Here is a 25,635-nt window from a genome sequence, read left to right on the forward strand (position 1 = left end):
GGGATCGCCTAGATGGTAATGGTTGTGAAATCTGTCACAACGCGGCTATTCGGAAAGGCCCGCGTAGCCTCCGCCAGGATCTCTTCATCCGGATAGCGCCCAGTGTCAGGACGAGTTGCTTGACGCCGTTTGCCGCCGCCAGTAATGCCGCCTCCGCCGCGGTGAGATGTCCGTAGTCACGCGCGAGCTCAGCATCGCGCGCCAGGAAGGTGGCTTCGATGATCAGCATGTCGGCCCCCTCCACATACTCCGCCAAACCGTCGGTCGTCTCGGTGTCGCCGACGACAACAAGCTTCCTGGCCCCTTCGGGCGGCCCCAGAACGCTCTCCGGAGCGATGGTTCGGCCGTCGGCCAGGGTGATCGAGCGGCCCTCAACCAAGTCCTTCCGGATCGGCCCGTCAGGCACGCCAAGTGCCGCCAGGGGGTCAGCGCGAAGGGTGGCTGCGTGGCGGGCTCTTGAAGTCGAAAGCGTAGCTGTCGGTGTCGCGATGACGGACCGGGAAGCAGCCGACCGAAAATTCGTCGGCGTCGAGGACCAAGCCCGGCTGCAGCGGCACCAGCTCCAACGGGATCGGCGCTCTGCGTTCGCCCCAGAGCCCGGCCAACATCCTGACGACGACATCGAGCGTGCCTGGACTGCCGTGGATAGTCACGAGATCCTCGCTCTGACGCAGCCGAAGCGTTAAAAAGAGTCCTGGAATCCCGAGCACGTGGTCAAAATGCGCATGAGTGAGCAGGAGGCGATCCAGCCGCCGGAAGCCAGCGCCGCTGCGCAATAGCTGCCGCTGCGTCCCCTCCCCACAATCCACGAGGATCCGATGGCTTCCGGCCTCGACCAGAAGGCCCGGATGATTGCGTTCGGCGGATGGCACGCTGGCCGAGGTGCCGAGAAAAGTCAGGTTGAACATGATCAGGCCAACTTACCTAGCAAGCAGCGGGGCTTCAAAGCCTGCGAACGGAGCCCGCTCCAGAATAGACCTCGACACCGCCGAGAGCCGTCCTTCGGGAGTCCGCGGATCGGACAAGGACGTGCCGCGGATAGATCCATCCATTCCAGCAATTCCGGGCGATTTGCCCATTTGCGCCCCATCTATCGAACGACCTCCGGCTGCCGGGAACCATCTCAAGGATTCCCTATTTCCTTCCTGCTAGACACGGCAGGAATTGGACCGCCTCCGCTGGTTAGCGAGACGTCATCATCAGCAACCAAACTCGGCTAATGGACATCAAGGCAAAAAAGCTTCTTGCCCTTTGCTTTCTGGCGATCTTCAACGCCTTTCCAGCCGCCCATGCCCTTACCCTGGACGATATCAAGGCTAAGCTCGAGGCCGCGGGCTATTCGCAAATCCGGGAGGTGCCATCCGGCAAGATCAAGACGTTCAAAGCAACGCGGAATGGAAAGGTAAGGTCCATTCTCGTCGATAGCACCGGTCATATCCAGGAGCTGCAATAGATCGCTGCCTCAACGCCGGCTTCACACGCGCAGCCGCAACGAGATTTCGCTACTGGCGAACGCCTTGTCCGGCGTTAGCACCACCATGTCGACTACAGTCATCGAGCCAGGCTGGCTGTGGACATATTTGATGTGCCAAAGCGGCCCGACATCGGGTGAGATGACAAAATCTCCGGATTCAAGCGCTCTGGCAATCGTCCTGACCGCCTCGCTATTCTTTATCGGAAGAGAAAACACCGCGTCCATAAGCGCAGCAAGACTCACACCGTCAGCGAGGAAGGCGCGGGCAACGTTGTCGCCGTGCGCATGTCGAAGAGCCGACACGATGGCGGCGACTGCTTCCGGGTTCTGCACTCTAGACGCCTTGTTGAGCCATGAGATGGCTGGGCCCTCGGATGTACCGGGCTGATCCCAACCTTCTTATAATCCAGCGGACCGCCCATTGGTAAGGCTCCCAAACTGGGTGGGGAAATCGAGCTACTCATCGATAGCGCTTCACACCAGGAGGAAGGCGGTCGTGTCGAAGGAAAGCACGCCACGACGCGCTTTTGCTCGAACGCGGACATGAGACGGCAATTCGCTCGCCGGCCCCTCAGGAAGCCATCCTTAACCGCGATACCTACGCGCGAAGACGACGATTTCCGCGAGCCAGCGGAGACGCTACACAAATTGCAATGCCCCTTGTTCGCGTCAGAGCCGTAAATATCAATGGTTCAGGCAACTGATTATCCTCGCGGTAGCAAAATGGACCTGACCGAAATCCAGGATTACGCCATCCAGGCAAGAATGGCCCTCGCGGTCGGCGCGGGAACGTTCGATCGTGTATTCGCCGGGATCCGGTTCGCCGAGGTCGACGGACCGCTGCTTTACGTCTATGCCAAAGATGAGGCCACTGCATCGGAGATCGAGGACAATTTCGCCGTGCATATCTCGATCGTCGCGTCTCAAATTCTTTGCCAGGATATCGACGTCGTTGTCGTGCTGCCGAAGGTCCTTAATTAACGCGAAAGGGCCCCCACTTGGGGGAGCCCTTCAAATCCACCAAATCGACATTCAAATCAACATTAGTGCCGGTGTTTGATCACAACGACCCCGTGGTGGTGGTCGTGGTGATGATGCCAACGGCCGCGACGGCCGTGCTTGACGATGACTGTTCCGGCGTTTGCCGCTGCGCTGCCCTAAGCAGTAGCGCTCAGACCCTTAAGGACTGCAACGCATTCGGATTTCATGCCGTCCATGATGTCATGGATCGACCGCTCATCCTTGATCCTGCCAACGACCTGTCCCGCCATATAGCCCATATAGTCGGCCGCATTGGCCAGCTCTAGCCGCTTCAGCGCCGGAGCAACGAGCAGTTTCTGAGCCGCCAGCGGCAAGGGCTCCGGTGCTCCCGGCGCATCCCACGCATCCGTCCACTTGCTGCGGAGCCCCCTCAGCGGCTTTCCGGTGTCGTACTTTCTCTGAATCGCGTCCTGCGAACGCGCCGCGATAAATCGCTTGCGCATATCAGGAGATAACTCGCTCTCTGAAGATCCGAGCCATATCGTGCCACACCACACGCCCTCAGCGCCAAGTGCAAGGGCAGCGGCGATATGGCGCCCGCTGCCAACGCCACCCGCTGCAAGAACTGGTATCGGAGAGACGGCATCAACCACTTCTGGCCATAGCACCATGGAGGAGATCGTACCGGTATGCCCCCCGGCCTCGCTTCCCTGCGCGACGATCAGATCGACACCTGCGTGGACGTGCTTGAGCGCGTGTTCGGCACTACCCGCCATGGCGCCAACCCTGATGCCATGGCCGTGCAGCTTGTCGACGACATAGGCCGGAGGCGCCCCCATTGCGCTCAGCACAAACCGGGCCTGCGGATGTCTGACGACGATCTCCAGGACTTCGAGGACGCCCTCTTCCGTGTGACCATGGCCGGGCGGCTTTTCACGCAGCATCTGCGCCTCGACATCCGGGGGCAGCGCCGGTATGCCTGCATCATCGAGAATCTTCTCGACGAAATCGATATGCTGCTTCGGCAGCGCCTTGAGCCGCTCGGACAGCGGCACGACCTCGCCGACCTTGTTTGCGAAAAGGACGTCAATGCAGTACGGACGTCCGCCGGTTTTCTCATCCATGTCGGTGAGAATTCGCTCGAGTTCGTCCGGTTGATAGTAACTGGCCGCCAAGGCGCCCATGCCGCCGGCATTCGTTACCTCGATTGCGACCTCCGGCTTATGCGTGAAGCCAAATATCGGAACCTCGATCCCGAACATTTCAGTGATGCGGTTGCGCATGGGCGTTCCAATCTTCAGGTTGCAGATAAACTCAGGTCTGACCGAATCTTGGTCTGCGCTTCTCCTTGAACGACATCGTCGCTTCCTTGTGGTCGGCGGTCTCGAATGTCACCTGCTCGAGCGCCATCGAGGCCTCCAGCAGCATGTTGACGCGCTCCTTGACGATCTGGTTGATCGACAGCTTGGTCCAGCGAATGGCCCAGGTCGGTCCGTTTGCGAGCTCGACCGCGATCTCGCGGGCCTTGGCCAGCACTTCCGCGCGCGGCGCGACGTGATTGACGAGCCCAATCCGCTCCGCCTCCTTGCCCTTCAGCAGCGTGCCGCGGATCAAGAACTCCTTGGCCTTGTTGATGCCGATCAGCAGCGGCCAGATCACGGTGCCGCCGTCGCCCGCAACCAGGCCGACGCGCGAAACGTGGGTATCGCCGATCCGGGCATCCTCTGCCATCACAGTGATATCGCAGAGCAGCGCATGGGTGGCCGCGAGGCCGATAGCATCGCCGTTGATCGCGGCGATGATCGGCTTGTCGAGCTCAAGCTGACGGGTGACACCCCGCCGGCTGATCATGGGGTCATGCACCTCGCCCTCTTCGAGTACGTCGCCGCCCGGACGCTCCGACATCGCCTTCACATCGCCGCCGACGCTGAAGAAATCGCCGGCGCCGGTCAGCACCACGGCATTGACGGCATGGTCGTCGGCGAGATCGTCCCAGATCGTCCGCAACTCGCGGATCAGCTTCTGATTGATGGCATTGCGCGCCTGCGGGCGGTTCAAGGTCACGGTTGCGACCTTGTCCGCGACCTCGATCTTCAGGCACTCGTATTTGGCGTACTGGCTCATCCCTGTCTCCGGCTTGTGATCATGCTCAGGCCTCGAGGCCCCGATCATCATGTCTGCGGCTTCGTTCATCATCGCCAACGACCTACGTCGCCCGACTGTGGAGCGGTCGTGGCCTCGTCCAACATCAAAGCGTCCGCGCGATCAGCTCCTTCATGACCTCATTGGAGCCGCCCCAGATCTTTTGAATTCGTCCGTCGCTCCACATCCTGGCGATCGGATAGTCGAGCATGTAGCCGTAGCCGCCGTGCAACTGGACACAGTTATCGATGACCTCGCACTGCTTCTCGGTCGCCCACCACTTTGCCATTGCCGCGGTTTCGCCATCGAGCGTTCCGGCGATCAGCCGGTCGATGCAAACTTCAACGAAGCTGCGTGTGACGACCATCGCAGTCTTGGCCTCGGCCAGCACGATCCGCGTGTTCTGGAAATCGATCAGACGTTTGCCGAATACCTCGCGCTGCTTTACATAGGCCACGGTCTCGGCCAGCGCCGCTTCGCCCAGGGCCAGCGCCTGCATCGCGATATTGATGCGTTCCTTCGCAAGCTGTTCCATCAGCTGATAGAAGCCGCGGCCTTCGACGCCTCCCAGCAGATTGGCAACCGGAACCCGCGCGTCCTCAAAGAACAGTTCAGCCGTGTCCTGTGCCTTGAGCCCGACCTTGTCCAGCCTGCGGCCGCGTTTGAATCCCAACGTCTCACCGGCCTCAATCACCAGCAGGCTGAAGCCGCGGACACCGGCGTCCTCGCCTGTATCAGTCTTGACCGCGAGGCAGATCAAGTCGGCGGTGTGACCGTGGGTGATGAACGTCTTTTGCCCGTTGACGATATACGTGTCGCCCTCGCGGCGCGCCCGGGTTCGGATCGCTCGCACATCCGACCCCGCACCCGGTTCGCTCATCGCAAGCGCCGCGACCAGGTCACCGCGCGCCATGCCTGGCAACCAGCGGCGCTTCTGTTCTTCGGTGCCGTACTGCGCGAAGTACGGTGCCAGAATGACATTCTGCAACGGGACGCTGAAATCGGGGAATGCGATCCGCGCCAATTCCTCGATGATGACAGCTTCGTGCCGGAAGCTGCCTCCGCCGCCTCCATATTCTTCGGGACTGCTGGCGCAGAGCAGCCCGAGCGCACCCGCCTTCCGCCACAGCGCCCGATCGATGTATCCCCTTGTCCGCCAAGGGTTGGCATTCGGGACAACCTCTTCCGCCAGGAAGCGGCGGACGGTCGTGCGGAACAGATCGAGCCCATCCGGGTCGGATGACGATAGCACGGGGGCGGCCACGATTATTGACCGACCAGAGGGCAGCCGCCCCGGTCGATCGGCCGTACCGCCTTGTCGGCCGGGATGACGGCAATCTGCTTGTAATAGTCCCATGGGCGCGCCGATTCCTTGGGCGACTTGACTTCAAACAAATAGAGATCCCTCATCACACGGCCGTCGGCCCGCAGCTTGGCATCGTGCGACATGAAGTCGTTGATCGGCATCTCCCGCATCTTGGCCATGACCTTGTCGGGATCCTTCGAGCCGACCGCCTTGATCGCCTTCAAATAGTGATTGACGACGCTGTAGGCGCCGGCCTGGACTTGCGTCGGCATGGCGCCCATCCGCTCATAGAACCGTTTCGCGAAGGCACGTGTCTCGTCGTTCTGGTCCCAGTAGAACGCCTCAGCCACGATGATGCCCTGTGCGTCCTTGAGGCCAACGCCGTGTATCGCATCGATCGTGGCCATCAGCGCCGCGAAGCGTTGTCCCCGCGACTTCACGCCAAATTCCTCACCCTGCTTGAGGACCGTCGCGAGATCGGCACCGGCCTCGACGAGCCCGATTACCTTTGCCTTGGAAGACTGGGCTTGCAGCAGAAACGACGAAAAGTCCGTCGATGCGGTCGGCGTGCGAACCGAGCCGATCACAGTGCCGCCCTCGGCCTTGACCGCAGCGGAGGCGTCGCCTTCAAGGCTCGCGCCGAACACGGTGTCATTGGTCAGAAAGAACCAGCTGTTTTCGCCGCGGCTCACCAGGCCACTGGTTGGCCCGTGGCCCAGCGAATAGGTGTCATAGGTCCACTGCGCCACATAGGGTGAGCATTTCGCTCCGGTCAGTTCGGAGCTCGCCGCAGCGTTGAAGAGAGCGAGCTTCTTCCTGGTCCGCGTCATATCGGCGATGGCGAGAGCCAGTCCCGAGAACGGAACGTCGATGATCGCATCGACATTCTCTTCGTCGTACCATTTTCTGGCGATCGCCACGCCGACATCGACTTTCAGCTGGAAGTCCGCCGAGACGATCTCGGCCGGCTTGCCGAGCACCAATCCGGCGTCTTCCGCGGCAAGCTTTGCCGCCTCGACGCTGCCGCGGCCGCCCGCAGCCGAATAGACCGAGGACTGATCGCCGAGAACGCCGATCTTGACCGGGGTGTCCGACTGCGCCCAAGCCGCCGGCACGAGACTCCAACCCACAACGAGCAGCGACGCGACCGCAGTACCCATCCACTTCCGCAGCATGCCGACACCTCCCTGGTCTCGATCAGTTTCTTATTGCCGCGCCCATCATGGCATAATTTGTCGGACGTTCAACAAAATTATTGTTGCCTTCCTGCGGCCCCGCTTTAGGATCGCCACAACGCCGAAAAAGCCGAAGCTGGCCATCAATGGGCCCGACCTCGCATCGGCACGCGTCTACGAGGCGCGCGTCCGACAAATGAGACGGCGACGGTCGCCGCCGCGTTCGAACGGGCTGAAGCGTCCGATCCGACCGCCGCGCGACGAATACGGGAGGGCGACGACAGGTGGCCGACACGATTTACGAAGCATTTCGGGAGAGCCTTGCCGCGGCACCGCACAATGCGTTTGTCTGCGTGCCCGCGGGAACATCCTATGCGACCGATGGCTTTGAATGGACCTATGCCCAGGCGATGCAGCGCGTTGTGCCGCTCGTCGAGCTCTACAGACAGGCAGGATACGGACCTGGACATCGCGTCGCCCTGCTCGTTGAGAACAGGCCCGACTACTTCCTTCACTTGCTCGCGCTCAACGCGGTCGGTTCCAGCGTCGTCCCTATCAACCCTGACCATCGCCACGCCGAGCTGCTCTACCAGATGAGGCACAGCGGCGCGGTGCTTGCGGTCGCCCTCCGCCATCACATCGACCGGTTGACTGCGGTCGCAACTGAGCTGGCGAACCAGTTCGTTGTTGTTGCAGCCGACGACTTGCCGGACCCGCTGCCCACGCCTGCACGGTTCGCTGCGTCAGGATCTCTCGGTCGCGATACCGAGGCTGGCGTCTTCTACACATCGGGCACCACCGGTCGCCCGAAGGGCTGTCTGGTTACGAACGACTACTGGCTCTCGGCGGGTGAATGGTTCTTCACGCTCGCGAGGAGCGGCGGCCGCTTCTCCATCGAGCCCGGCAGGGGCCGGCTGTTCAACCCGATGCCGGTATTCCATGTCCACGCCGGAGTGGTTGCACTCATGCCGATGTTGCTGTCGCAAGGCTGCGTGATCCGCCCCGAACATTTTTCGGCGAAGCGGTGGTGGCGCGAGGTTTCGACCAGCCGCGCCACCATCGTCCACTACATCGGCGCCGTGCCGCAGGCCCTGATCGCGATGGACAGGTCCGCAGGTGAGCGGGCGCACAGCGTGAGATTTGGCTTTGGGGCGGGAATGGAGCCTGCCATCCATCGGGAATTCGAGGAACGCTTCGGAATCCCGCATCTCGAGGTCTGGGGTATGACCGAGGTCGGACGGTGGACGGCTAATGATCACGAGCCGCGCCCGATCGGAGTCCGAGCAATCGGGCGTCCGGTCGCTCCCCTTGAGGCGAGAGTGGTCGATGAGCACGACCGTGAGGTGGCTTCCGGCACCGAGGGCGAGCTCGTTGTTCGACTGTCGGGCGAAGATCCCCGACGAGGCTTTTTCGCCGGCTATCTCGACGATGCGGCAGCGACCGAGGCGGGGTGGCGTGGCGGCTGGTGGCATTCAGGCGATATCGTCCGCCAAGACCAGGCCGGGATCATCTATTTTGTCGACCGGCGCAAGAACATGATCCGCAGATCCGGTGAGAACATTGCCGCCACCGAAGTCGAATCCGTGCTGTGCCGGCATCCTGCCGTTCGCCAGATCGCGATCCTGGCCGTTCCTGACGAAAAGGCCGGAGAGGAGGTCTTCGCCTGTGTCGTGCCGGCTCCGGGTCACACGGCCGATCTAAGGCTTGCCCAAGGCATCGTAGACTATTGCAACCAGCAGCTGGCCTACTACAAGGCGCCGGGGTGGATGCTGTTCTTGGACCGGATGCCCCTCACCGCGACTGAAAAGATCAACAAGGCGCAGATCTTCGCAGCCGGCATTGACCCTCGAACCCTTGTTGGCGCGATTGACCTGCGTGCGATGAAAAAGCGCAAATAGCGGTCTGCTTCCCGTCAGCCAACGCGGGAGGAGCGCTACAGGACCGCGCGCCGTGACGGGAAGAATGCGTCGAGCAGATCGTGGCATGCCGCCTCTCCCTCTGCGGCCGAAACCGTCTTGGGATCGGCTGCCCAGCCGGCCCATAGACCTTCGGTGAGCTGGGTCAGGGTTAGCGCGAGGCGGTCTGGATTGATCTTGAGGCCCCGAGCTTCGGCCGCGCGTTGCATGAGATGGGCCAGTCCGCGACGGTACGGCCGATAGAGTTTTCGGTAGATCTCGGCGAGCTCGGGGGACCAGCGCGACGTGCTTGCAAGGGCCACCCAGACGAGGACCTTCTCGGGTGTGAACACTGGGGCGCGAAAGCTTGCGGTGACGATACCGCGCAGGCGTTCAAGCGGATCAGGACCAGCCGCGTCGGCCGCGGCTCGCGTGGCCTGCTCGAAATCTTTCGCCACCTCGCCTACGGCATGCAGCAACAAGGCGTCCTTGCCGGGGAAATAATGCGCAATCAGGCCGCGTGAGAAACCAGCCGCTTCGCAGATCGTCGCAACGGTCACATCCTTGTAGCCGTGCTCGGCAATCGCCTTCATCACCGCTACGACAAATTCCTGCCGTTTTGCCCCCTGGTCCGAGGATCCCACCGGACGCCCGCGCGTCCGCTTTTCCGCTTTCTGCAAGCAGCGCCTCCTTCCTATTCTGCTGCCCGCACTAAATCACTGAATTTCTTTGGATGTCCATTCAATTTCCCGGAAATCGCGCAAACGTAACCGTTGCCGTGTATCTGGTCTTGCCCGCCACAGTGCGAGGTAGAAATTGGCGCGCGGTGAATGCATCATCGCCGAACAGACGGTGCAGGCCGGCCGTGCCATGCTGACCCGGGCAAAGGAGCCGTACTGTCACAGCGGCAGCTCTACGACGCGGTGTCGCGGCCCTGATCCTTCCATTGAATCGGACGCCTTGAGCTGCGAAATCCGTTGCGCGGAGCTGTCACCAAGTGGCGCTTGGCACGGTCAGACGGACCAGGTGCTACAAGACAAACGAAATCTGGCCGCCATGCTGAACCGCCCAAGGTTCGTCGACGAATTTGTCCGTAGTTCTCGCTATTGAAGCAAAGCGGGCTCGAAGTAGAATTGTTTTCATTACTCAGGTTAAGGCCCAGGTGTTGTCCCGGGTCGCGGCTTTTTGATTGTTCGGAAGCGCTTTTCAGTCGGATGCGCGGCGGGAGCTTTCCGCCAGGTTGATCGCGGGGATTCATTTTTGACGAAGGAGCAGCTCGCCCGAGACGCCGCAGAGATATTTCGACTGCTGCGAGCATTCCGCTCGATCAAGGATCCATCTGCCCGTCGGCACGTTGTCGAGACTGTCGAGGCATTGGCCGACGGCCGCACAGCCGACAAAGCACTCGACGATAAAGCCGGAAAGCCTCATGTTTAAGCGATGTGTAATCTCTACAGCATCACGACCAACCAGGCCGCGATCCTGAACCTGTTTCGCGTCGTCAGCAGGTACACCGGCAACCTGGCCCCCATGCCGGGCGTTTTCCCCGACTACCCCGCCCCCCGCCCCCCGCCCCGTCGTCCGCAGTGCCGGTGACGAGCGCGAGATGGTGCTAATGCGCTGGGTATGCCGCCCCACCGCGCACGGGCGGGCCACCCGTGACGAATATCCGGAATTCCTCCTCACCGCACTGGCGCGGCTGGCCTGAAGCCAGAAAATCGGTGCTGGTGCCCTTCAACAGCTTCGCTGAGTATGCACCCGAGCCGAACGCCGAAACCAAGAAAAAGGACGTCGTGTGGTCTACTCAACGACGACCGACCGCTGACGGCCTTTGCCGGCATCTGGACAGAGTTCAAGGGGGACCGCGGGACCAAGTACGAGGCCAGTCCCCGGCCCTCACCTGGTCTACGGCTTACGACCGTACCCAACGCGGTCGTGGCGCCAATCCATCCCAAAGCTATGCCTGTCGTCCTCGCCACCTAGCGAAAGCGCTGTGGATTACCGAGCTCGACCGGGATAAGCCAATGTCACTCTTCGGTCGGCGTTAGAGGAAGCGAGAATAACTCCGCAAAACTACGCGATCGCAGCCTACCGCACTACTCCCACTCTATCATTTCGAACGACGTTTCGTCGTTGTTTTGCAAGCATTGCCGACGGCATACCCGCCGCATTTTTGTGGTCTTGAATTCACAGAAAAAATTGCTCCTCACGAACCACTGGCAGTTCTGCTAACTATCGCAATCTATTGGCTGGATGGCGCGCCGCGTGCGTGACTAAGACTGACAGGCTCGCATTGGCACACAACCTCAAATACCGTCAGAGATCAGACACCTTTAGTCGCGGCGCCGCTCGCTCCCCCAGCTATGTACCAGCCAAACAGGCCCGCTCCGCATTTAAAATGCCGCCCTCTCCGTCAGCTCGGTTCGTGACCAGAAGCGACTGTGGAGGCCCGATCCGCAGCTTGTCTGGTCTGCCCATAAGAGCCGACGCAGCCGCAATCACATCGACGGGCAGCTACGGGCGAAAGTCGACTTTGGCCTCGGATCGACCTATGTCCGCATTTCGGCGAATAGCGATTAACCTAGTCGAGCCGAGCATTGAAACCCTTTCGATGCTCGGCTGTGTTCAGCAGCGACGCGCGGCACAGAACAGGTGCCACATGTGGGCCGGCCAAGCTTAGGGAATGGCGCGCTACGATCGCGCAAGTAAATCGCTACAAAAGCGCTTTTGATAACAACATGTGGATGCCCTTGTTGCCATCGACGAGCTGGGTCACGCGCAGATTGCCAGCCAGCGAGCACAGCATGTAGGCCTCGTTGCGAGTCAGATTGGTGCGCGCGCAAACGTGCCGGACCATTTCCCTTACTGCCTGCTTGGCGGCGTCATCTAGATCCTCGTCAAGACCGATCGACATCAGATGGGTCGCGCTTTCCGCGAACGGCCAGCGTATCTCCATGTCCTTGCGCACGGTGAGGCAGAACGTTCCAGTCACACCGGTCTCAAGAGCGGTGATGCAGACTTCGCCATCGCCCTGCACCGCATGACCATCACCGGCGAAGAATAGAGCACCTTCGTTGAATATGGGCAGATAGAGCGTCGTACCCGCACGCAATTCCTTGTTGTCCATGTTGCCGCCAAACGCGCGCGGCACCGGCGAGCCGCAGCGGCCCCAGCTCGGCGGCGGCGCGGTGGCAATGATCCCGAAGAACGGCTCAAGTGGAATTTCGCTTCCCCAGGGCATGATGCAGACATTGCGCTGCCGATCGATCCGCGGATGGATGGTCTCGTATTCCGTGAACTCGTCGGGCAAGGTCCCGAGCAGCGGCAGGATCGATACAAAGCCCCAGTCCTGGCGGACCTTCACGTCGAGAATGTCGATCTGCAAGGCGTCGCCGACGGCGGCGCCTCGGACACCGGTTATGAAATGCGCTCCCGGCCCGGGTGGCAGCGCTTCGAGCGCCGCCAGGTAGTCAGGTGCTACAAGACTTAGATCATCCGGCAGGGTCTCCTTCCCTCCTGACGGAAAGCTGTGAAGCGTCACAGTGTCGCCGGAGCTTACTTCCAGAACCGGCGACGTGTCGCTGTCCAGGTATCCCCATACCATATTTTCGGGGGCGCTTGAGATCTCGTGGCGGCGCGGCATTAACTGGCTCCGGCGGATTGCATTGGACAACGGCCGATCGTCACATCCGGCCCCTCTTCGCACAATGGGCGAGACGTTTGCCGGCGCTAAGATATAGTCGCCTGCGCATCGACGAGACGGAGCATCCCATGAGGCGTTCCCGATTCACAAATAACGAGATACTCCAGCTGCTTGGGGAAGCCAGCGCAGGTGTTCCCGTGGCCGAGATCTGCAGCACGTCCGGCATTACCCCGCGCACCTTCTATCGCTGGCGCCGCCAATTCGGCGGGCTCGACGTTCCGGCGGCAAGGCAGATGAAAGATCTGGCTTCGGAGAACCTGCGGCTGCGCGGCTTAGTGAGCAATTTGTTTGAACAGTTGCGGAGACCTGACGACCACGCCGCGGAAGCCAAGCCTGCGTCCACAATAACAGTCCATCGGACTGCCGAAGAGAAGGCGCGCGATCAGACGCGCGCCAGCCGCATCGCCGCAGCGAAATGCGGTGGTGCACTCACCGGCCACTTCGCTGCGGTTCGGGGCAATCGCTGACGCATGCCCGGCGGAGTTGCGGGACATCGCGATCCTTGCTTCCACATTCGGCTCGCTGCAATATTTTTGTGCGATGCATCGATAGCCTGAACGCTCGCATGGTGTCGGCGTGAGCGCACGATGCTTGTTTCCGGGACCAAAATCGCGAGCGATGCGCGAGGCAACCTGACTTTATGTCACTGCGAGCGACATAAAGACTAAGTCCGACCAAAATTCGCGCAATTCCGTCGTTTATTTCTGCTTGCCGCTCTTTTGAGCCGCAGTAGGCTTTTGATCGGCGTTTCGGCTCAAGCGGGGAGTTTCACGGCCATGGTCAATCATGTGCGTTCAAATGCGATGTTGTCGAGATTGGGAACGGGCGCGGTCATTTTCACACTGGTGCTGACGTCGAGCTTGGCTGCGAACGCGCAGGACACAATCAAGATCGGAATCCCTACCGGCCTTTCCGGGGCGAACAGCGTGGTGGCGCCGTCGGTCGTGCAGTCGGCGGAACTCGCCGTCGATGAGATCAACGCGACCGGCGGCATTCTCGGCAAAAAGGTCGAGCTCGAGGTCGCCGATGACGGCTCGGGCGCAGCCGGCGCACAGAAGGCTGCCGACTCACTGATCTTCCAGAAAAAGGTCAATGCGCTGATCTCGATGCAGACGAGCGCGGCCCGCAACGGCATGCTCCCGGTCGTGACCCGCGGCAAGGTCCCATACATCTACACCTCGCTCTATGAGGGTCGCTCGTGCAACAAATATCTCTACGCAGACGGTGCCGTCCCCGAACAGATGGTCGGCCCGATCGTTGACCACTTCATGGACGCGTTCAAGGCCAAGACCTTCTTCCTGGTCGGCAGCGACTACGCGTTCGGACGCGGCATGCTGGCCTTTACCAAGGTCTACATCGAAAAGAAGGGCGGTAAGGTCGTCGGCGACGAATATCAACCGATGGACGCCACCGACTGGACCGCGATCATCTCCAAGATCCGCAGCGCCAATCCGGATGCGGTGATCTTCTCCACCGCCGGCGGCGCTCCCAACGTCACCTTGCAGAAGCAGTACAAGGCAGCCGGCATGAAGGCCGTCGTCGGCAATCTCAGTGTCGACGAGGGGACGGCGAAGACGATGGCGGCCGACGCCGACGGTGTGTTCATCTCCGCTTCCTTCCTGACCAACATCGACACGCCTGCCAACCAGAAGTTCATGGCGGCCATGAAGGCGAAGTTCGGTGGCAAGCTGCTGACGCCCAACGACCTGTCAGTGCCACAATACGACGCCGTCTATCTCTACAAAGCGGCCGTCGAAAAGGCGAAGAGCACTGCGGTGGATCCGGTGGTAGCGGCGCTGGCCGAAGTGTCGTTCGACGGTCCCCGGGGCAAGGTGCAGATGAACGCGCAGCGCCACGCGCCGCTCACGATGTATCTGGGTCAGGTGCAGTCCGACGGTTCGGTGAAGATCGTGAAGAGCTTCCCGAACGTCAGCCCGGGCGAGCAGTGCCCGAAGCTCTGATCCCGCGGGAGCGTGATTGGGTTCGTCAATGTAGCATGTATGAGCGGAGCGACATGCGGGTCTAGTTCCGCGCGTCGCTCTCGCTCAGTTGGGCCACGACACTTCGCTCCAGACGATTGCGCGTGCTAATGAGCGGTGCCAGACTCCCCCATTCCTCTAATGCACCGAAGTGGCTCATTGCGCTCTTCGGCGGCATCGAAGCCGAGCGGAGACCGGCATGACCGCCCTCATCCTCGACATCATCACCACCGCCGCGATCCTGTTTGCCGTCTCAGCCGGACTTCTCATCATTCTGGGCGTACTCAAGATCGTGAATTTTGCCCATGGCGGCTTCCTCACGATCGGCGGCTATTCGGGCCTCGTGGTGACGGAGCTTGGCTTGAATCCCTGGTTCGCCTATCCGGCAGCAGCGATCGCGGGCGTCGTGCTGGGCGCCGTCGTCGAGCGCTTCATCATCCGGCCGCTGTACGACCGTCCGCTCGATGCGATTCTGGCAACCTGGGGGCTCGGCATCATCATTGGCCAGCTCATCACCATCATCTTCGGTCGCGAGATCCAGTTCGTGCAGACACCGATCACCGGCGCCACCAGCTTGCTCGGCCAGACCTACTCGTTCTATCGCTTGTTTCTCATCCTTGCGGCTGCGCTGGTCGCGGGTGGCATCGCAGCGTTGCTCAACGCGACCCGGCTTGGCCTCGAAGCGCGCGCGGTGATCATGAACGAGCCGCTGGCGCGTGGCCTCGGCATCAATAGCGGCTATGTCCGCTTCGTCACCTTCTGCATCGGCGCGGGCCTTGCAAGCCTCGCCGGTGCACTGATCACGCCGCTCTCCAGCGTCGATCCGAACATGGGCGTTCCCTGGCTCGTCAACGCGTTCATGCTGGTGCTGGTGTCGTCGGTCTCGCTGGTCGGCCTTGCGACCGCTGCGATCACGCTCGGCGGCGCGCAGGTGCTGGTTTCCACCTACATAAGCCCTGTCATCGGCGGACTGACGATCGTGGTACTGGCCGCTCTCCTCCTGCGCATCCGTCCCGCGGGGTTCGGTCATGGCTGATCTCACGACCACAACGGCGACGCTGCCCGTGCGCGTCGCCTCCACCCGGCTCCGCTTCGTCGGCTCCATCGCGCTGCTCTGCATCGCAGCCGCCGTCGCAGGCCCCTATGTCCTCGACTCCTATACTGTCAACATCATGGTGCGGTCATTCCTGTACGCAGCAACCGCGCTGACAGTCGATATCCTCTGGGGTTACACCGGCATCCTCACCTTCGGACAGGCCGCCTTCTTCGGCATCGGCGCCTACGCCGCCGGCATCACCTTCACCTACATGGACTTCTCGCCGCAAACTGCGGTGCTGGCGCTGTTCGCGGGGATCGCGGTATCGGCTGTGGTGGCCGCCATTACCGGGTGGGTCTCCTTCTTCTACGGCGCCTCACCGCTCTACGTCGCCATCGTGACCCTGGCGCTGCCGATCATCTTCGTACAGGTGCTCTACTCCGGTGGCACCTTCACCGGCTCCTCCAGCGGCCTCGTCGGCTATAACACCCTCGACCTGTCGGTGGAGGCCTGGTTCACGATCTGCGGTGTCGGCCTCGTCGTGCTGACAACGGCCGCATGGTTCTTCGTCAACAGCGATTTCGGCCGCGTGCTGGTAGCGATCCGCGAGAATGAGCAGCGCTGCACCTATCTCGGCATCAACGCGCCCCGCATCAAGATCCTGCTGATGGTGGTGATGGCGATGATCGCCTCGGTCGCCGGCTATGCCTATGCTGGTTATACGGTGGTGGTTGCACCAGAGATCGGCAGTTTCGTGTTCGGCACCGAGCTCGTGATGTGGGTCGCGCTAGGCGGACGCGGTACGCTGGTCGGCCCCGTGCTCGGCACCGTCGCCATCGACGTGACGAGTGCCTATCTGTCCGGCAATTTGCCCTATGTCTGGAAGCTGATCGTTGGCTCCATCTTCGTGCTGGTCATCGTCGCGCTGCCCCAGGGCATCGCACCCGTGATCCGGAGCGGCTTGCGGCGGCTGTGGTCGGCAACCAGCGGCCGCAACGTTGCACCGATGCTTGCGGTGCCTGCCCTCGTTGAGGCCAGCGAAGGACACCGCATCGGCACCGGCTCGGATGCGCCAGCGCTCGACATTGCCGATCTGGCGCGCTCTTACGGCAGCCTCAAGGTGCTCGAAGGGGTCACGTTCAAGGCGCTGGGCAGTGAATTACTTGGCATCATTGGTCCGAATGGCGCCGGCAAGACCACGCTGATGCGCTGCCTTTCCGATGGTTTCGAGCGAACCGATGGCACGGTTGCGGTGTTCGGACGGGCGATTGCGCGCACACCGCCACAAGCTGTGGTGGGCTTCGGCATCGGCCGAAGCTTCCAGGCCACCAGCCTGTTCGAGACGCTGACGGTGGCACAATGCCTGCGTCTTGCCCGTCATCGGCTGGACGGCGCCAACTTGCTGAGCCACGCGCCGACGCTCGCGCTGCCCGAGAGCGCCCGTCACGTTATCACCGCGACCGGGCTCGACCGCGAGCTTGCGATCGAGTGCCGGCATCTGTCCCACGGCATGAAGCGCGCGCTGGAGCTTGCGATGGTGCTGGCACTGGAGCCGAGCGTGCTGCTGCTCGACGAGCCGACCGCAGGCCTCACCAAGCCCGAGCGCACGCTGATCGGCGGCATCCTGGTCGATCTCGTCCAGCGCGCGGGATTGTGCACGCTGATCATCGAGCATGACCTCGACTTCGTCCGTGAAATCTCGACCCGGATCATCGTGCTGCATCAAGGCAAGGTGCTCTTGGACGGCTCGGTGGCGGAAGTCGTCGGCTCCGAGTTGGTACGGACGATATATGCGGGTGGCGCCCATGCAGAGGCGCGGCCATGAGCGAAACCGTCCTGGACATTTCCGATGTGAGCAGCGGCTACGGCGAAGCCATGGTGCTGCGCAACATCTCGCTCGGGATTCGTCCTGGTGAAATTTTCGCGCTGCTCGGCAAAAACGGCATGGGCAAGAGCACGCTGCTCAAGACCATCCTCGGGTTCGTCCCGGCCAGGCAAGGCAGCATCCGTCTGTTCGGTGAAGACATCACGACGCTGACCACGCATCTGATCGCGCGCAAGGCCATCGCCTACACGCCGCAGGAGCAGACGCTGTTCCAAGACCTGACGATTCAGGAGAATCTCAGGCTAGGCCTTCGCAGCGACCACGGCTTTGCCGAAGGATTGGCTCGTGTCAGTGACTATTTCCCGATCATCGGCAAGCGCCTCAACCAGAAGGCCGGTACGTTGAGCGGCGGCGAGCAGAAGATGCTGATCGTGTCCCGCGCCCTGCTCGGCTCGCCGCGCCTGATGCTGATCGACGAAATCTCGGAAGGGTTGCAGCCATCCATGGTCCGGCACTTGTCGGAAATATTGCTGGCCGAGCGCAAGCGCGCCGGCACCACGATCTTCGTCGTGGAGCAGAACGTGCCGTTCGCCTTTTCCATGGCCGACCGCTACGCGGTGCTGAAGATCGGTGAAATCGCAGATGAGGGCGTGGCCGGCGACGAGCCTGCTGCGGCGCGCGTCCAAGAACAGCTGCAGTTGTGAGGGAGAGATCGATGAATGAGTTGGAGAGCCTCGTCGATGCGCTCGGCATCGAACTCGAAGCCGAACGAAGGGCCGCCGTGCTCGCCGCCTTCCAGCCCATCGCGCAGGAAATCGCCAAGCTGCGGAGCCTCGACCTGACGGACATTCATCCCGCCGTCGTGTTCTCCCCGCTGCCGGCCGACCGACAAGGCTGAGGCTCTCCCGATGCAAGGCAATCCTATCACGCGCCCCGTCGCCGAACTCTCAGCCGATCTGCGCACAGGAAAATTGAAAAGCGTCGAGCTCGTCGAGAATGCGTCGGAACGCATTAGGACGCTCGATCGCAAGCTTGAAAGCTTTGTCTTTACCGCCGACGATGCGCACGCCCAGGCGGCAGCTGCAGATCGGGAAATTGCAAACGGCCACTGGCGTGGCCCGCTTCACGGCGTGCCGGTGGCGGTGAAGGACAATTATATCACGACCGACATGCCGACTACCGCCGGCAGCGCGACTTCCGACATGAACTTCGCGAAAGCTGATTCAGCTGTTGTCGCCAAACTCCGCGCGGCCGGCGCAATCATCATCGGCAAGACGCGCATGCATGAATTCGCGTGGGGCAATGTGACGCCGCCGTCCAAGAATCCGTGGGACATGAGTCGCGTCCCCGGCGGCTCGAGCGGAGGATCGGGCGCGGCTGTCGCTGCCCGGATGGTCCCTATCGCGATGGGGTCGGACACCGGCGGCTCGATTCGCATCCCGGCCGCTCTATGCGGCGCCGTTGGATTGAAGCCGACGTTCGGCCGCGTGAGCCGCGCCGGCATCGTTCCTCACAGCTGGTCACTCGACCATGCCGGCCCACTCTCTTATACGGTCGCCGACAGCGTCCATGCCCTCAACGCCATTTCCGGTCACGACCCTGATGATCCCGGCTCCGCCCACGCCGACATTCCGGATTTCACGAGGGGGCTTAACCAGCCAATCGCCGGCCTTCGCGTCGGCATTTGCCGTAACCATTTCTTTGAGAGCAACCAATCCGACGTCGGTGCCGCCATCGACGCGGCAATCGGCTTCTATCACGATGCCGGCGCTTGTCTGGTTGAATTCGAGCTGCCGGTCCTCGCTTATGGCCTGGGCGCGATCTTCGCGATCGAGCTATCGTCCTCCACCGCCTATCACAGCCGCAACCTGGCAAGCGGCCTGGTCAAAGGCTTCACCGACGACGTGCGCACGCTGGTCGAAATGGGCCGGCTGGTCACAGGGCCGGATTACCTCAAGGCCGAGCAGCTCCGCCGCGTGCTCATCGACGATCTAGCGAAAATCTTCACCGATGTGGACGTCATTATCGGGCCCACCTGCCCACTGACGGCATGGCCGATCGGCGAATGGACTGTACGCGTCGGCGCGAACGATGAGAGCGTACTCGCGGCCTCCTGGCGGTTGACTTATCCCTGGAATCTCGCCGGCCTGCCGTCGATCTCGCTACCTTGCGGTTTCGATAGCGCCGGACTGCCGATCGGACTGCAACTCGCAAGCCGCCCTTTCGATGAGATGACCCTGATCCGTGCCGCAGATGCCTATGAGCGCGCGCATGGCTGGAAGGACATGCATCCCAATATCTGAGAATGCGAGATCCGACAAACCCGACGGAGTGTTTGCCATGCACGCGGAAAGCCCAGATGGAGCCGAAGATTGGCGAGAAGCAAGCCAATGTTGCACGCTCGCTGGAGAAGATCGCTGAAGCGGCAGCCAACGGCGCGCAGCTTGTCGTGCTGCCCGAGCTCTGCAATTCAGGCTATGTCTTCGGTTGCCGCCAAGAGGCTTTCGCGCTGGCCGAGCCAGTGCCTGGTGGTCCGACGACAAAAGCTCGGCTGGAAGCAGCTCGCCGCCAGGACCTCGTAATCGTCGCCGGCATCTGCGAGCGGGCGGGTGACGCGCTCTACAACAGTGCCGCAATCGTTGGGCCCGACGGCTTCGTCGGCACCTATCGCAAGGTGCACCTGTGGGGCTCGGAAAACCTGTTCTTCGAACCTGGCGATCTCGGCGTTCCAGTCTGGAAGACCAGATTCGGCCGCATGGCCGTGGCGATTTGCTACGATGGCTGGTTTCCGGAGACCTACCGTCTCGCCGCGCTGCAGGGCGCCGACATCCTTTGCGTGCCGACCAACTGGGTGCCGATGCCGGACCAGCCCGCGAACACGATGGTCATGGCGAATATCCTCGCCATGAGCGGCGCCCACTCCAACAGCATGTATATCGCCGCCGCCGACCGTGTCGGCGTCGAGCGCAACCAGCCATTTCTGGGATCGAGCCTGATCGTAAGCCACACCGGCTTCCCGTTAGCCGGTCCTGCCAGCAAGTCTGACGAAGACATCATCTACGCAGAGGTGCGGCAACTCGACGAAATGTATCCGGGCCTCCGGGAGAGCAACTCCCTGCTCGGTCCGACGCGCACGATCGGCGCGCCGGTCGAGCAGCTGGACCTCGCAACGGTTCTCAGGGTGTCCGTGGCGGTGTCGAGCGAGATCGTGCCGGAGAAGGTCATCCACACGCTGCTGCACACCGCCATCGAGCACGCCGGCGCCGAACGCGGCGTGCTGATCGTGCCGAAAGGCGGCGAGCCGCGGATCCAGGGGCGAAGCGGTTACTGTCGGAGGCTCGGTCACGATCGATCTGCGCGACTCGCCGATCTCTGGAGCCGAAATGCCGGAGCCGGTCGTGCTTTACGCCGCGCGCACCAGGAGAACGTCATCCTGGACGACGCGTCGACGCACGGCACCTTTGCCGGCAACAACTACGTGCTCCGCAAGCACACCCGCTCGATCCTGTGTCTTCCGCTCGTCAAGCAAGGCAACGCCGTCGCCTTGCTGTATCTCGAAAACAACCTCGCGCCGCGGGTGTTCACGCCCGCGCGGGTCGCCGTGCTGAAATTTCTTGCGTCCGAGGCCGCGACGTCGCTCGACAATGCGTTGCTCTACCGCGAGCTTCAGGACCGGGAATCAAGAATCCGGCGCCTGTTCGACGCCAATATCATTGGGATGCACATCTACAATGCGAAGGGCGTCATTGCGCTACATTGACTTGACGCCGGGGGAATGGCGCGACCGCAGCGCGCGTGCTCAAGAGGAGATGGCGTGCATTGTGGGCCAGCGAAAACGTGCCGCACGGTGCCGTTTTCTAGTTCGCGCTGCCGGTCAAAGCCGGACATTGAGGCTGCGAAAACGCTGCTGCTTAAGACAGGATCGTCCCACGGCTAAACAACGTCATCTGCGCGCGTGCGCCCCCATAGGCAGTACGATGAAGAAGGATGAAGCTTCCGATCTGCGTCAGCACTCACCTGCTCTGAAACTTACGGTGCACGCCCACCGAGCTCAGGTGGCCCGAGCCACTCCGAGCGCCTGCTTAAGTTGGCTGTCGCAAGATTTTCTTGATCTCCCGGTGCACACGTCGTGCACACATAGCGGACACCTGCAGGAAACAAGGCATCGGGTTCGAGTCACGGACCGCTATCGCAGTTTCGTAAGCTCAGCTTTTCTTATCAAAGAACAGCGACCCAACCGCCTTCAGGACGCCATCGAAGCCAGCAATGTTTGACGATAGATCGCCCGGATCGCGTCGAATGCAGTTCGTATCTGCCTGAGGTCCAGGGCCGCGAGGCGGACACCGAGCCCCGCGGCTCCCGGTAGCACACTGGCCGCAGCGTACAATCTCGAGATCCGACCCAGAGCGGCAGTCAGCGATGCCTGAAGGCGCGCCAGATCATGCGAAGGGGTGAGCACCAGAATCGCTGATCCAAAAGCCCGATGACCACGAAAGATGTCGGGATCCGGACGGTGCAGGCGCATCCGGTCGATCATCAAGGGCTCGCCGCCCGATCTCCGCAGGCAGAACGTCGATTCCAGTTCACGGAAACCACGGGCTTCTCCACCGGGATCGTGCATCGTGAATGCATCGACGACCAGGGTGCAGCCCTCCTTCGCGCAGTCGAGTTCCACAGACTGGCACAGCGCGGCATCCGGAAACAGGATGCGCGGCTCAGGCAAATATTCCAGACTGGCGCCGCCTGCGACGTAAAGTCTGACTGTTTCCATGGAGCGGGCAGCCGGGTCTGCTCGATGTACGGATGTCGCGCCCTGATTGGTCAGGCAGACGGCAGTGCCGGGACGGAGCACGAGACGTTGTGCGAGGCTGTCCTCACCGTGAACTGCCCCGCTTCCCGTCTGTACGATCACGCTGAGGCAGCCCGGCCGATCCGGATCGAGATAGAAGCTGCGTGTCAGAACAAACGGCCAGGCGAACAGGCGCCGGTCAATGACCGTACGATCGGCGCGGCGGACAAAGCTCAGGTCGAGCAGCAGATCGTCGCTTGTCGCTACCGGCCTCACGTTCTGAACAAAACCTCGCGCTCGAGACGATCGACGATCGCATCGATTCCCTCGCCGCGGCGGCAATTGGTGAGCAGCACCGGACGATCACCGCGGACACTCAATGCCTCCCGATGCATGCGCTCCAGGTCCACTCCGACATGAGGGGCCAGATCGACCTTGTTGATGACAAGGAGGTCGGCACGGATGACCCCGGGGCCGCGCTTGCGCGGGATATCGTCGCCGCCGGCTACATCGATGACGAACATCCAGAAATCCGTCAGATCGCGCGAAAACGTCGAAGCGAGATTATCGCCGCCGCTTTCGAGCAGAATGAGCTCGACGCCCGGGAAGCGCCGCTCCAGTTCGTCCGCAGCCTCAATGTTGAGCGTCGGGTCCTCGCGAATGACGGTGTGAGGGCACGCGCCCGCCTCGACTGCCGATACGCGCGCCGGATCGATCAGCCCGGAGCGCCTGATCCGCTCGGCGTCCTCAGCCGTGACAAGGTCGTTGGTGATGACCGCAATATCGATGCCGCGCTTCAGGAGTGCCGGGATCAGGCGCTCGACCAACGCCGTCTTGCCCGAACCAACCGGCCCTCCGATCCCGACCCGCGCGGCGGCGATGCGCGCCGCGGCTGATACGCTCTTCAGTGCGATCCGGTTCATCGGAGCATGTACCGCCTTGCAAGCGGCACCTTCGTTGCTGGGGGGCACATCAGAAGCTTGCCATCGGCGCGAACTTCGAAGGTCTGCGGATCGACCTCCACGTGCGGCATGGCCGCGTTCCGTACCATGTCGGTCTTCCGCAGCTTCCGTACATTCCTGATCTGAACGAGATCGCGCGTCAGGCCATGCCTGCGCCCGACATCAGCGTCCAGGGCAAGCTTTGAGACGAAGTTGACACCCAGCCGTTGCGGCGCGGCGCCGAGTGCCCCCCACATGCGTTTCTGAATCATCGGTTCCGACAGGCCAAGGCTGCCGTTGCCGTCGCCCATGGCGGCCCAGACGACAAAGCCGTTCTTGATCACCATGTAGGGCTTGATGCCGAAAGACGCGCGCGGCCACAGCACCAGATCGGCCATCTTGCCGACCTCGACCGAGCCAACCAAATGGTCGATGCCAACTGCGATTGCCGGGTTGATGGTGAGCTTGGCGATGTAACGCTTGATGCGTTCATTGTCTGCACCGGCTGTTTTCTCCTCGGGCAGACGGCCGATGCGGTCCTTCATCACGCTGGCAAGCTGCCAGCATTTGGCGACGTTCTCCGCGAGACGCCCCATGCCCTGCGTATCCGTGCCGAAGATCGAGATGGCGCCCATGTCGTGGAGAAAGTCTTCCGCGGCCATCGATTGGGCGCGCACCCGCGCTTCGCCGAACATCACATCCTCGGGCGCATTGTAGTTGAGCTGGTGACAGATCATCGTCATCGGCACCCCCTCCTCCATGCCATAGGAAGTATAGGGGTTGGTCGGATTGGTGGACGACGGGATGACGTTGTCCCACGACACCACCTTGAGCAGATCCGGCGCGTGGCCGCCGCCGGCGCCCTCCACGTGATACATGTGGATGGTGCGCCCGTCGACGGCGGCCATCGTATCCTCGCAGAAGCCGTACTCATTGATCGAATCGGTGTGGAGGTGCACCGCAAAATCGTTACGATCGGCCGCCACGAGGCTCTGGTCAATCACGGCCGGCGCGGCGCCGAAATCCTCGTGAATCTTCACGGACATGCCGCCGGCAGCAACAGCCTCCTCGACGGCTTCGGGGTTGGAACCGCCGCGTCCAAACAGCGCGTAGTTGAGGGGCGAGAACTCGATCGCCTGAAGGAAGCGTGCAAAGTGTGTGGCAGCTCCGCTGCCAACATCGAAGACCGGACCTGATCCGTTCCCTACCAATGTTGTTGTTCCGCCGGCGAGTGCATGGTCGGACTGCTCGGGCGAGATCAAGTGCGCGTGCGACTCGATCGCGCCGGCCGTGACAATGAACGGGCCGCCGGCGATCGGCGCGGTGGTGTGACCCACGACCATGTCGGGATGCACGTCCGGCATCACGTCGGGATTGCCGGCCTTGCCGATGCCGACGATGCGACCGTCGCGGATGCCGATGTCGGCCTTCACGATACCGGTGACCGCATCGACGATCGTGGCATTCTTGATCACCACATCGAGGATCTTGTGCGATGACGTCCGATAACCATTGACGCCCTCGCCGTCGCGCAGGTTTTTTCCGGCCCCGACCAGGAGCTCATGTCCGTATGTGGCGTAGTCGTGCTCGATCTCAGCGAGCAGGCTGGTGTCGGCCAGCCGCACGAGATCGCCTTTGGTTGGACCGTAGAGTTCGCCATAGGCACGACGGGTCAGTATGGCCACGGTCAAGCTCCCTGATAGCCGCGAGCGCGGGCGTGCTTGAGCGCATCATCGCGGGCGGACGGCACATCCAGCGGACCGTTGACGAGCCCGGCCTGTCCAAGCACGACCCGGTCACCCGAGATTGGCACCAGACGCACCGACTTGGTGACCCCCGGCTCGAAACGTACTCCGGCGCCGGCCGGCCGATCGATCTTCATGCCCCACGCCGCCGCGCGATCGAAACGCAAGGCACGATTGACCTCAAAGAAATGCGTGTGGCTGCGGACCTGGACATCGCGGTCGCCGGTATTGATCACCTCAATCGTGACAGCCGGCAGGCCTGCAAAGCTCTCGATGTTTTCGCCACCTGCGATGATCTCGCCGGGTACGAGGTCGTCGGCCGCAGGAGCGTTACTGAGTGCGATTGGCTCGAACACCGCCATCACCTTGGTGCCTTCGGCAAACATGCATTCGATGTAGAGCATCGGGATCATCTGCGCGACGCCGGGCGCGACATCGTCCGTCGTCAGCAACCGCCCCGCCATATCACGGATTTCGGCGTAAGGCAGGTCGCGCCGCGCCGCCGTCATCACCTCGTCGGTTATGTAGGCGATCGCCTCGGGGTGACTCAGTCTGATCCCGAGTGAGCGGTTGCGACGCGCCATCTGCGCGGCATTGAAGATCACGAGACGATCCATCTCGGTCGGCGACAGATTCATCATGGC

Annotated in this window: 22 protein-coding genes and 3 pseudogenes; 13 read left to right on the forward strand and 12 right to left on the reverse strand. The window is 62.0% G+C overall.

Features of this window, described 5'->3' with window-relative positions; translation table 11 throughout:
• Positions 1-8: 8 nt before the first annotated feature.
• A pseudogene (locus tag K359_RS53350) lies at positions 9-908 on the reverse strand (MBL fold metallo-hydrolase).
• 311 nt (positions 909-1,219) lie between these two features.
• Here K359_RS53350 and K359_RS0129615 point away from each other — a divergent pair.
• Positions 1,220-1,453 carry a hypothetical protein gene (locus tag K359_RS0129615; RefSeq protein WP_029082562.1) on the forward strand — a complete coding sequence of 78 codons (234 nt, stop codon included), beginning with the start codon at positions 1,220-1,222 and terminating at the stop codon, positions 1,451-1,453.
• Positions 1,454-1,474: 21 nt separating this feature from the next.
• Here the strand turns inward: K359_RS0129615 and K359_RS0129620 are convergent, their stop codons facing one another.
• Positions 1,475-1,807, reverse strand: a complete 333-nt coding sequence (locus tag K359_RS0129620; protein WP_245284760.1) for a hypothetical protein — start codon at positions 1,805-1,807, stop codon at positions 1,475-1,477.
• A 390-nt stretch (positions 1,808-2,197) separates the two neighbouring features.
• Between K359_RS0129620 and K359_RS0129625 the strand changes: the two genes are divergently transcribed.
• A complete protein-coding gene (locus K359_RS0129625) occupies positions 2,198-2,455 on the forward strand; it encodes a hypothetical protein (RefSeq protein WP_029082564.1) in 258 nt (85 codons plus the stop codon).
• A 176-nt stretch (positions 2,456-2,631) separates the two neighbouring features.
• Here the strand turns inward: K359_RS0129625 and K359_RS0129630 are convergent, their stop codons facing one another.
• The 4 genes from K359_RS0129630 to K359_RS0129645 all read right to left on the reverse strand — a co-directional run bounded on the left by K359_RS0129630 (position 2,632) and on the right by K359_RS0129645 (position 7,078).
• Complete coding sequence (locus K359_RS0129630) at positions 2,632-3,738, reverse strand: nitronate monooxygenase family protein (RefSeq protein ID WP_029082565.1); 1,107 nt, start codon at positions 3,736-3,738, stop codon at positions 2,632-2,634.
• A 31-nt stretch (positions 3,739-3,769) separates the two neighbouring features.
• Positions 3,770-4,579: an enoyl-CoA hydratase/isomerase family protein gene (locus K359_RS0129635; protein WP_029082566.1), complete on the reverse strand. Its 810-nt coding sequence runs from the start codon at positions 4,577-4,579 to the stop codon at positions 3,770-3,772.
• 124 nt (positions 4,580-4,703) lie between these two features.
• Positions 4,704-5,861, reverse strand: a complete 1,158-nt coding sequence (locus K359_RS0129640; RefSeq protein ID WP_029082567.1) for an acyl-CoA dehydrogenase family protein — start codon at positions 5,859-5,861, stop codon at positions 4,704-4,706.
• Positions 5,862-5,863: 2 nt separating this feature from the next.
• Positions 5,864-7,078, reverse strand: coding sequence for an ABC transporter substrate-binding protein (locus K359_RS0129645; RefSeq protein ID WP_245284761.1), 1,215 nt, complete (start codon positions 7,076-7,078; stop codon positions 5,864-5,866).
• Between the two features lie 284 nt (positions 7,079-7,362).
• On the opposite strand from K359_RS0129645, the gene K359_RS0129650 reads away from it, so the two are divergent.
• Positions 7,363-8,976 (forward strand): AMP-binding protein, encoded by a 1,614-nt coding sequence (locus K359_RS0129650; RefSeq protein WP_029082569.1) that lies wholly within the window; start codon positions 7,363-7,365, stop codon positions 8,974-8,976.
• Between the two features lie 35 nt (positions 8,977-9,011).
• On the opposite strand, the gene K359_RS57420 is transcribed toward K359_RS0129650, so the two are convergent.
• Positions 9,012-9,653 (reverse strand): TetR family transcriptional regulator C-terminal domain-containing protein, encoded by a 642-nt coding sequence (locus K359_RS57420; protein ID WP_156928723.1) that lies wholly within the window; start codon positions 9,651-9,653, stop codon positions 9,012-9,014.
• A 760-nt stretch (positions 9,654-10,413) separates the two neighbouring features.
• On the opposite strand from K359_RS57420, the pseudogene K359_RS64685 reads away from it, so the two are divergent.
• A pseudogene (locus tag K359_RS64685) lies at positions 10,414-10,953 on the forward strand (SOS response-associated peptidase family protein); the annotation flags it as partial.
• Between the two features lie 733 nt (positions 10,954-11,686).
• Here K359_RS64685 and K359_RS0129665 read toward each other — a convergent pair.
• Entirely contained in the window at positions 11,687-12,616 is a 930-nt protein-coding gene (locus K359_RS0129665) for an acetamidase/formamidase family protein (RefSeq protein WP_029082570.1), read from the reverse strand.
• 128 nt (positions 12,617-12,744) lie between these two features.
• Here K359_RS0129665 and K359_RS0129670 point away from each other — a divergent pair, with 128 nt between their 5' ends.
• The 9 genes and pseudogenes from K359_RS0129670 to K359_RS64695 all read left to right on the forward strand — a co-directional run bounded on the left by K359_RS0129670 (position 12,745) and on the right by K359_RS64695 (position 21,276).
• Positions 12,745-13,143: a transposase gene (locus tag K359_RS0129670; RefSeq protein ID WP_029082571.1), complete on the forward strand. Its 399-nt coding sequence runs from the start codon at positions 12,745-12,747 to the stop codon at positions 13,141-13,143.
• A gap of 336 nt (positions 13,144-13,479) precedes the next feature.
• On the forward strand, positions 13,480-14,637 hold the full coding sequence (locus tag K359_RS0129675) for a substrate-binding protein (protein WP_029082572.1): 1,158 nt from the start codon (positions 13,480-13,482) through the stop codon (positions 14,635-14,637).
• Positions 14,638-14,854: 217 nt separating this feature from the next.
• Positions 14,855-15,691 (forward strand): branched-chain amino acid ABC transporter permease, encoded by an 837-nt coding sequence (locus K359_RS0129680; RefSeq protein WP_029082573.1) that lies wholly within the window; start codon positions 14,855-14,857, stop codon positions 15,689-15,691.
• On the forward strand, positions 15,684-17,516 hold the full coding sequence (locus K359_RS0129685) for an ATP-binding cassette domain-containing protein (protein WP_051346478.1): 1,833 nt from the start codon (positions 15,684-15,686) through the stop codon (positions 17,514-17,516). The genes K359_RS0129680 and K359_RS0129685 overlap by 8 nt, the downstream gene beginning before the upstream one ends.
• 50 nt (positions 17,517-17,566) lie before the next feature.
• A complete protein-coding gene (locus K359_RS0129690) occupies positions 17,567-18,220 on the forward strand; it encodes an ABC transporter ATP-binding protein (protein ID WP_371261199.1) in 654 nt (217 codons plus the stop codon).
• Positions 18,221-18,231: 11 nt separating this feature from the next.
• A complete protein-coding gene (locus K359_RS61670; RefSeq protein ID WP_156928724.1) occupies positions 18,232-18,414 on the forward strand; it encodes a hypothetical protein in 183 nt (60 codons plus the stop codon).
• 10 nt (positions 18,415-18,424) lie between these two features.
• Positions 18,425-19,819, forward strand: a complete 1,395-nt coding sequence (locus K359_RS0129700) for an amidase (protein WP_029082576.1) — start codon at positions 18,425-18,427, stop codon at positions 19,817-19,819.
• 56 nt (positions 19,820-19,875) lie between these two features.
• Positions 19,876-20,586: pseudogene (locus K359_RS64690) on the forward strand (nitrilase family protein); the annotation flags it as partial.
• Positions 20,587-20,601: 15 nt separating this feature from the next.
• On the forward strand, positions 20,602-21,276 hold the full coding sequence (locus tag K359_RS64695; protein ID WP_245284767.1) for a GAF domain-containing protein: 675 nt from the start codon (positions 20,602-20,604) through the stop codon (positions 21,274-21,276).
• Positions 21,277-21,759: 483 nt separating this feature from the next.
• Here K359_RS64695 and K359_RS53365 read toward each other — a convergent pair whose 3' ends face one another.
• From K359_RS53365 to ureB, 4 genes are read right to left on the reverse strand one after another with little or no spacing between them, the layout of a single operon-like run.
• Complete coding sequence (locus K359_RS53365) at positions 21,760-22,581, reverse strand: urease accessory protein UreD (RefSeq protein ID WP_245284762.1); 822 nt, start codon at positions 22,579-22,581, stop codon at positions 21,760-21,762.
• A complete protein-coding gene (gene ureG, locus K359_RS0129715) occupies positions 22,578-23,228 on the reverse strand; it encodes an urease accessory protein UreG (RefSeq protein WP_029082577.1) in 651 nt (216 codons plus the stop codon). Before ureG ends, K359_RS53365 begins: the two co-directional genes overlap by 4 nt.
• The gene (ureC, locus tag K359_RS0129720; protein ID WP_029082578.1) at positions 23,225-24,931 is read right to left on the reverse strand and encodes an urease subunit alpha; all 1,707 of its coding nucleotides are present in this window, start codon (positions 24,929-24,931) and stop codon (positions 23,225-23,227) included. Before ureC ends, ureG begins: the two co-directional genes overlap by 4 nt.
• Before the next feature lie 2 nt (positions 24,932-24,933).
• Positions 24,934-25,632 (reverse strand): urease subunit beta, encoded by a 699-nt coding sequence (gene ureB, locus K359_RS0129725; RefSeq protein ID WP_084518548.1) that lies wholly within the window; start codon positions 25,630-25,632, stop codon positions 24,934-24,936.
• Between the last annotated feature and the right edge of the window lie 3 nt (positions 25,633-25,635).

It is taken from the genome of Bradyrhizobium sp. th-b2 (assembly GCF_000426785.1).
Classification (GTDB): domain Bacteria; phylum Pseudomonadota; class Alphaproteobacteria; order Rhizobiales; family Xanthobacteraceae; genus Bradyrhizobium; species Bradyrhizobium septentrionale.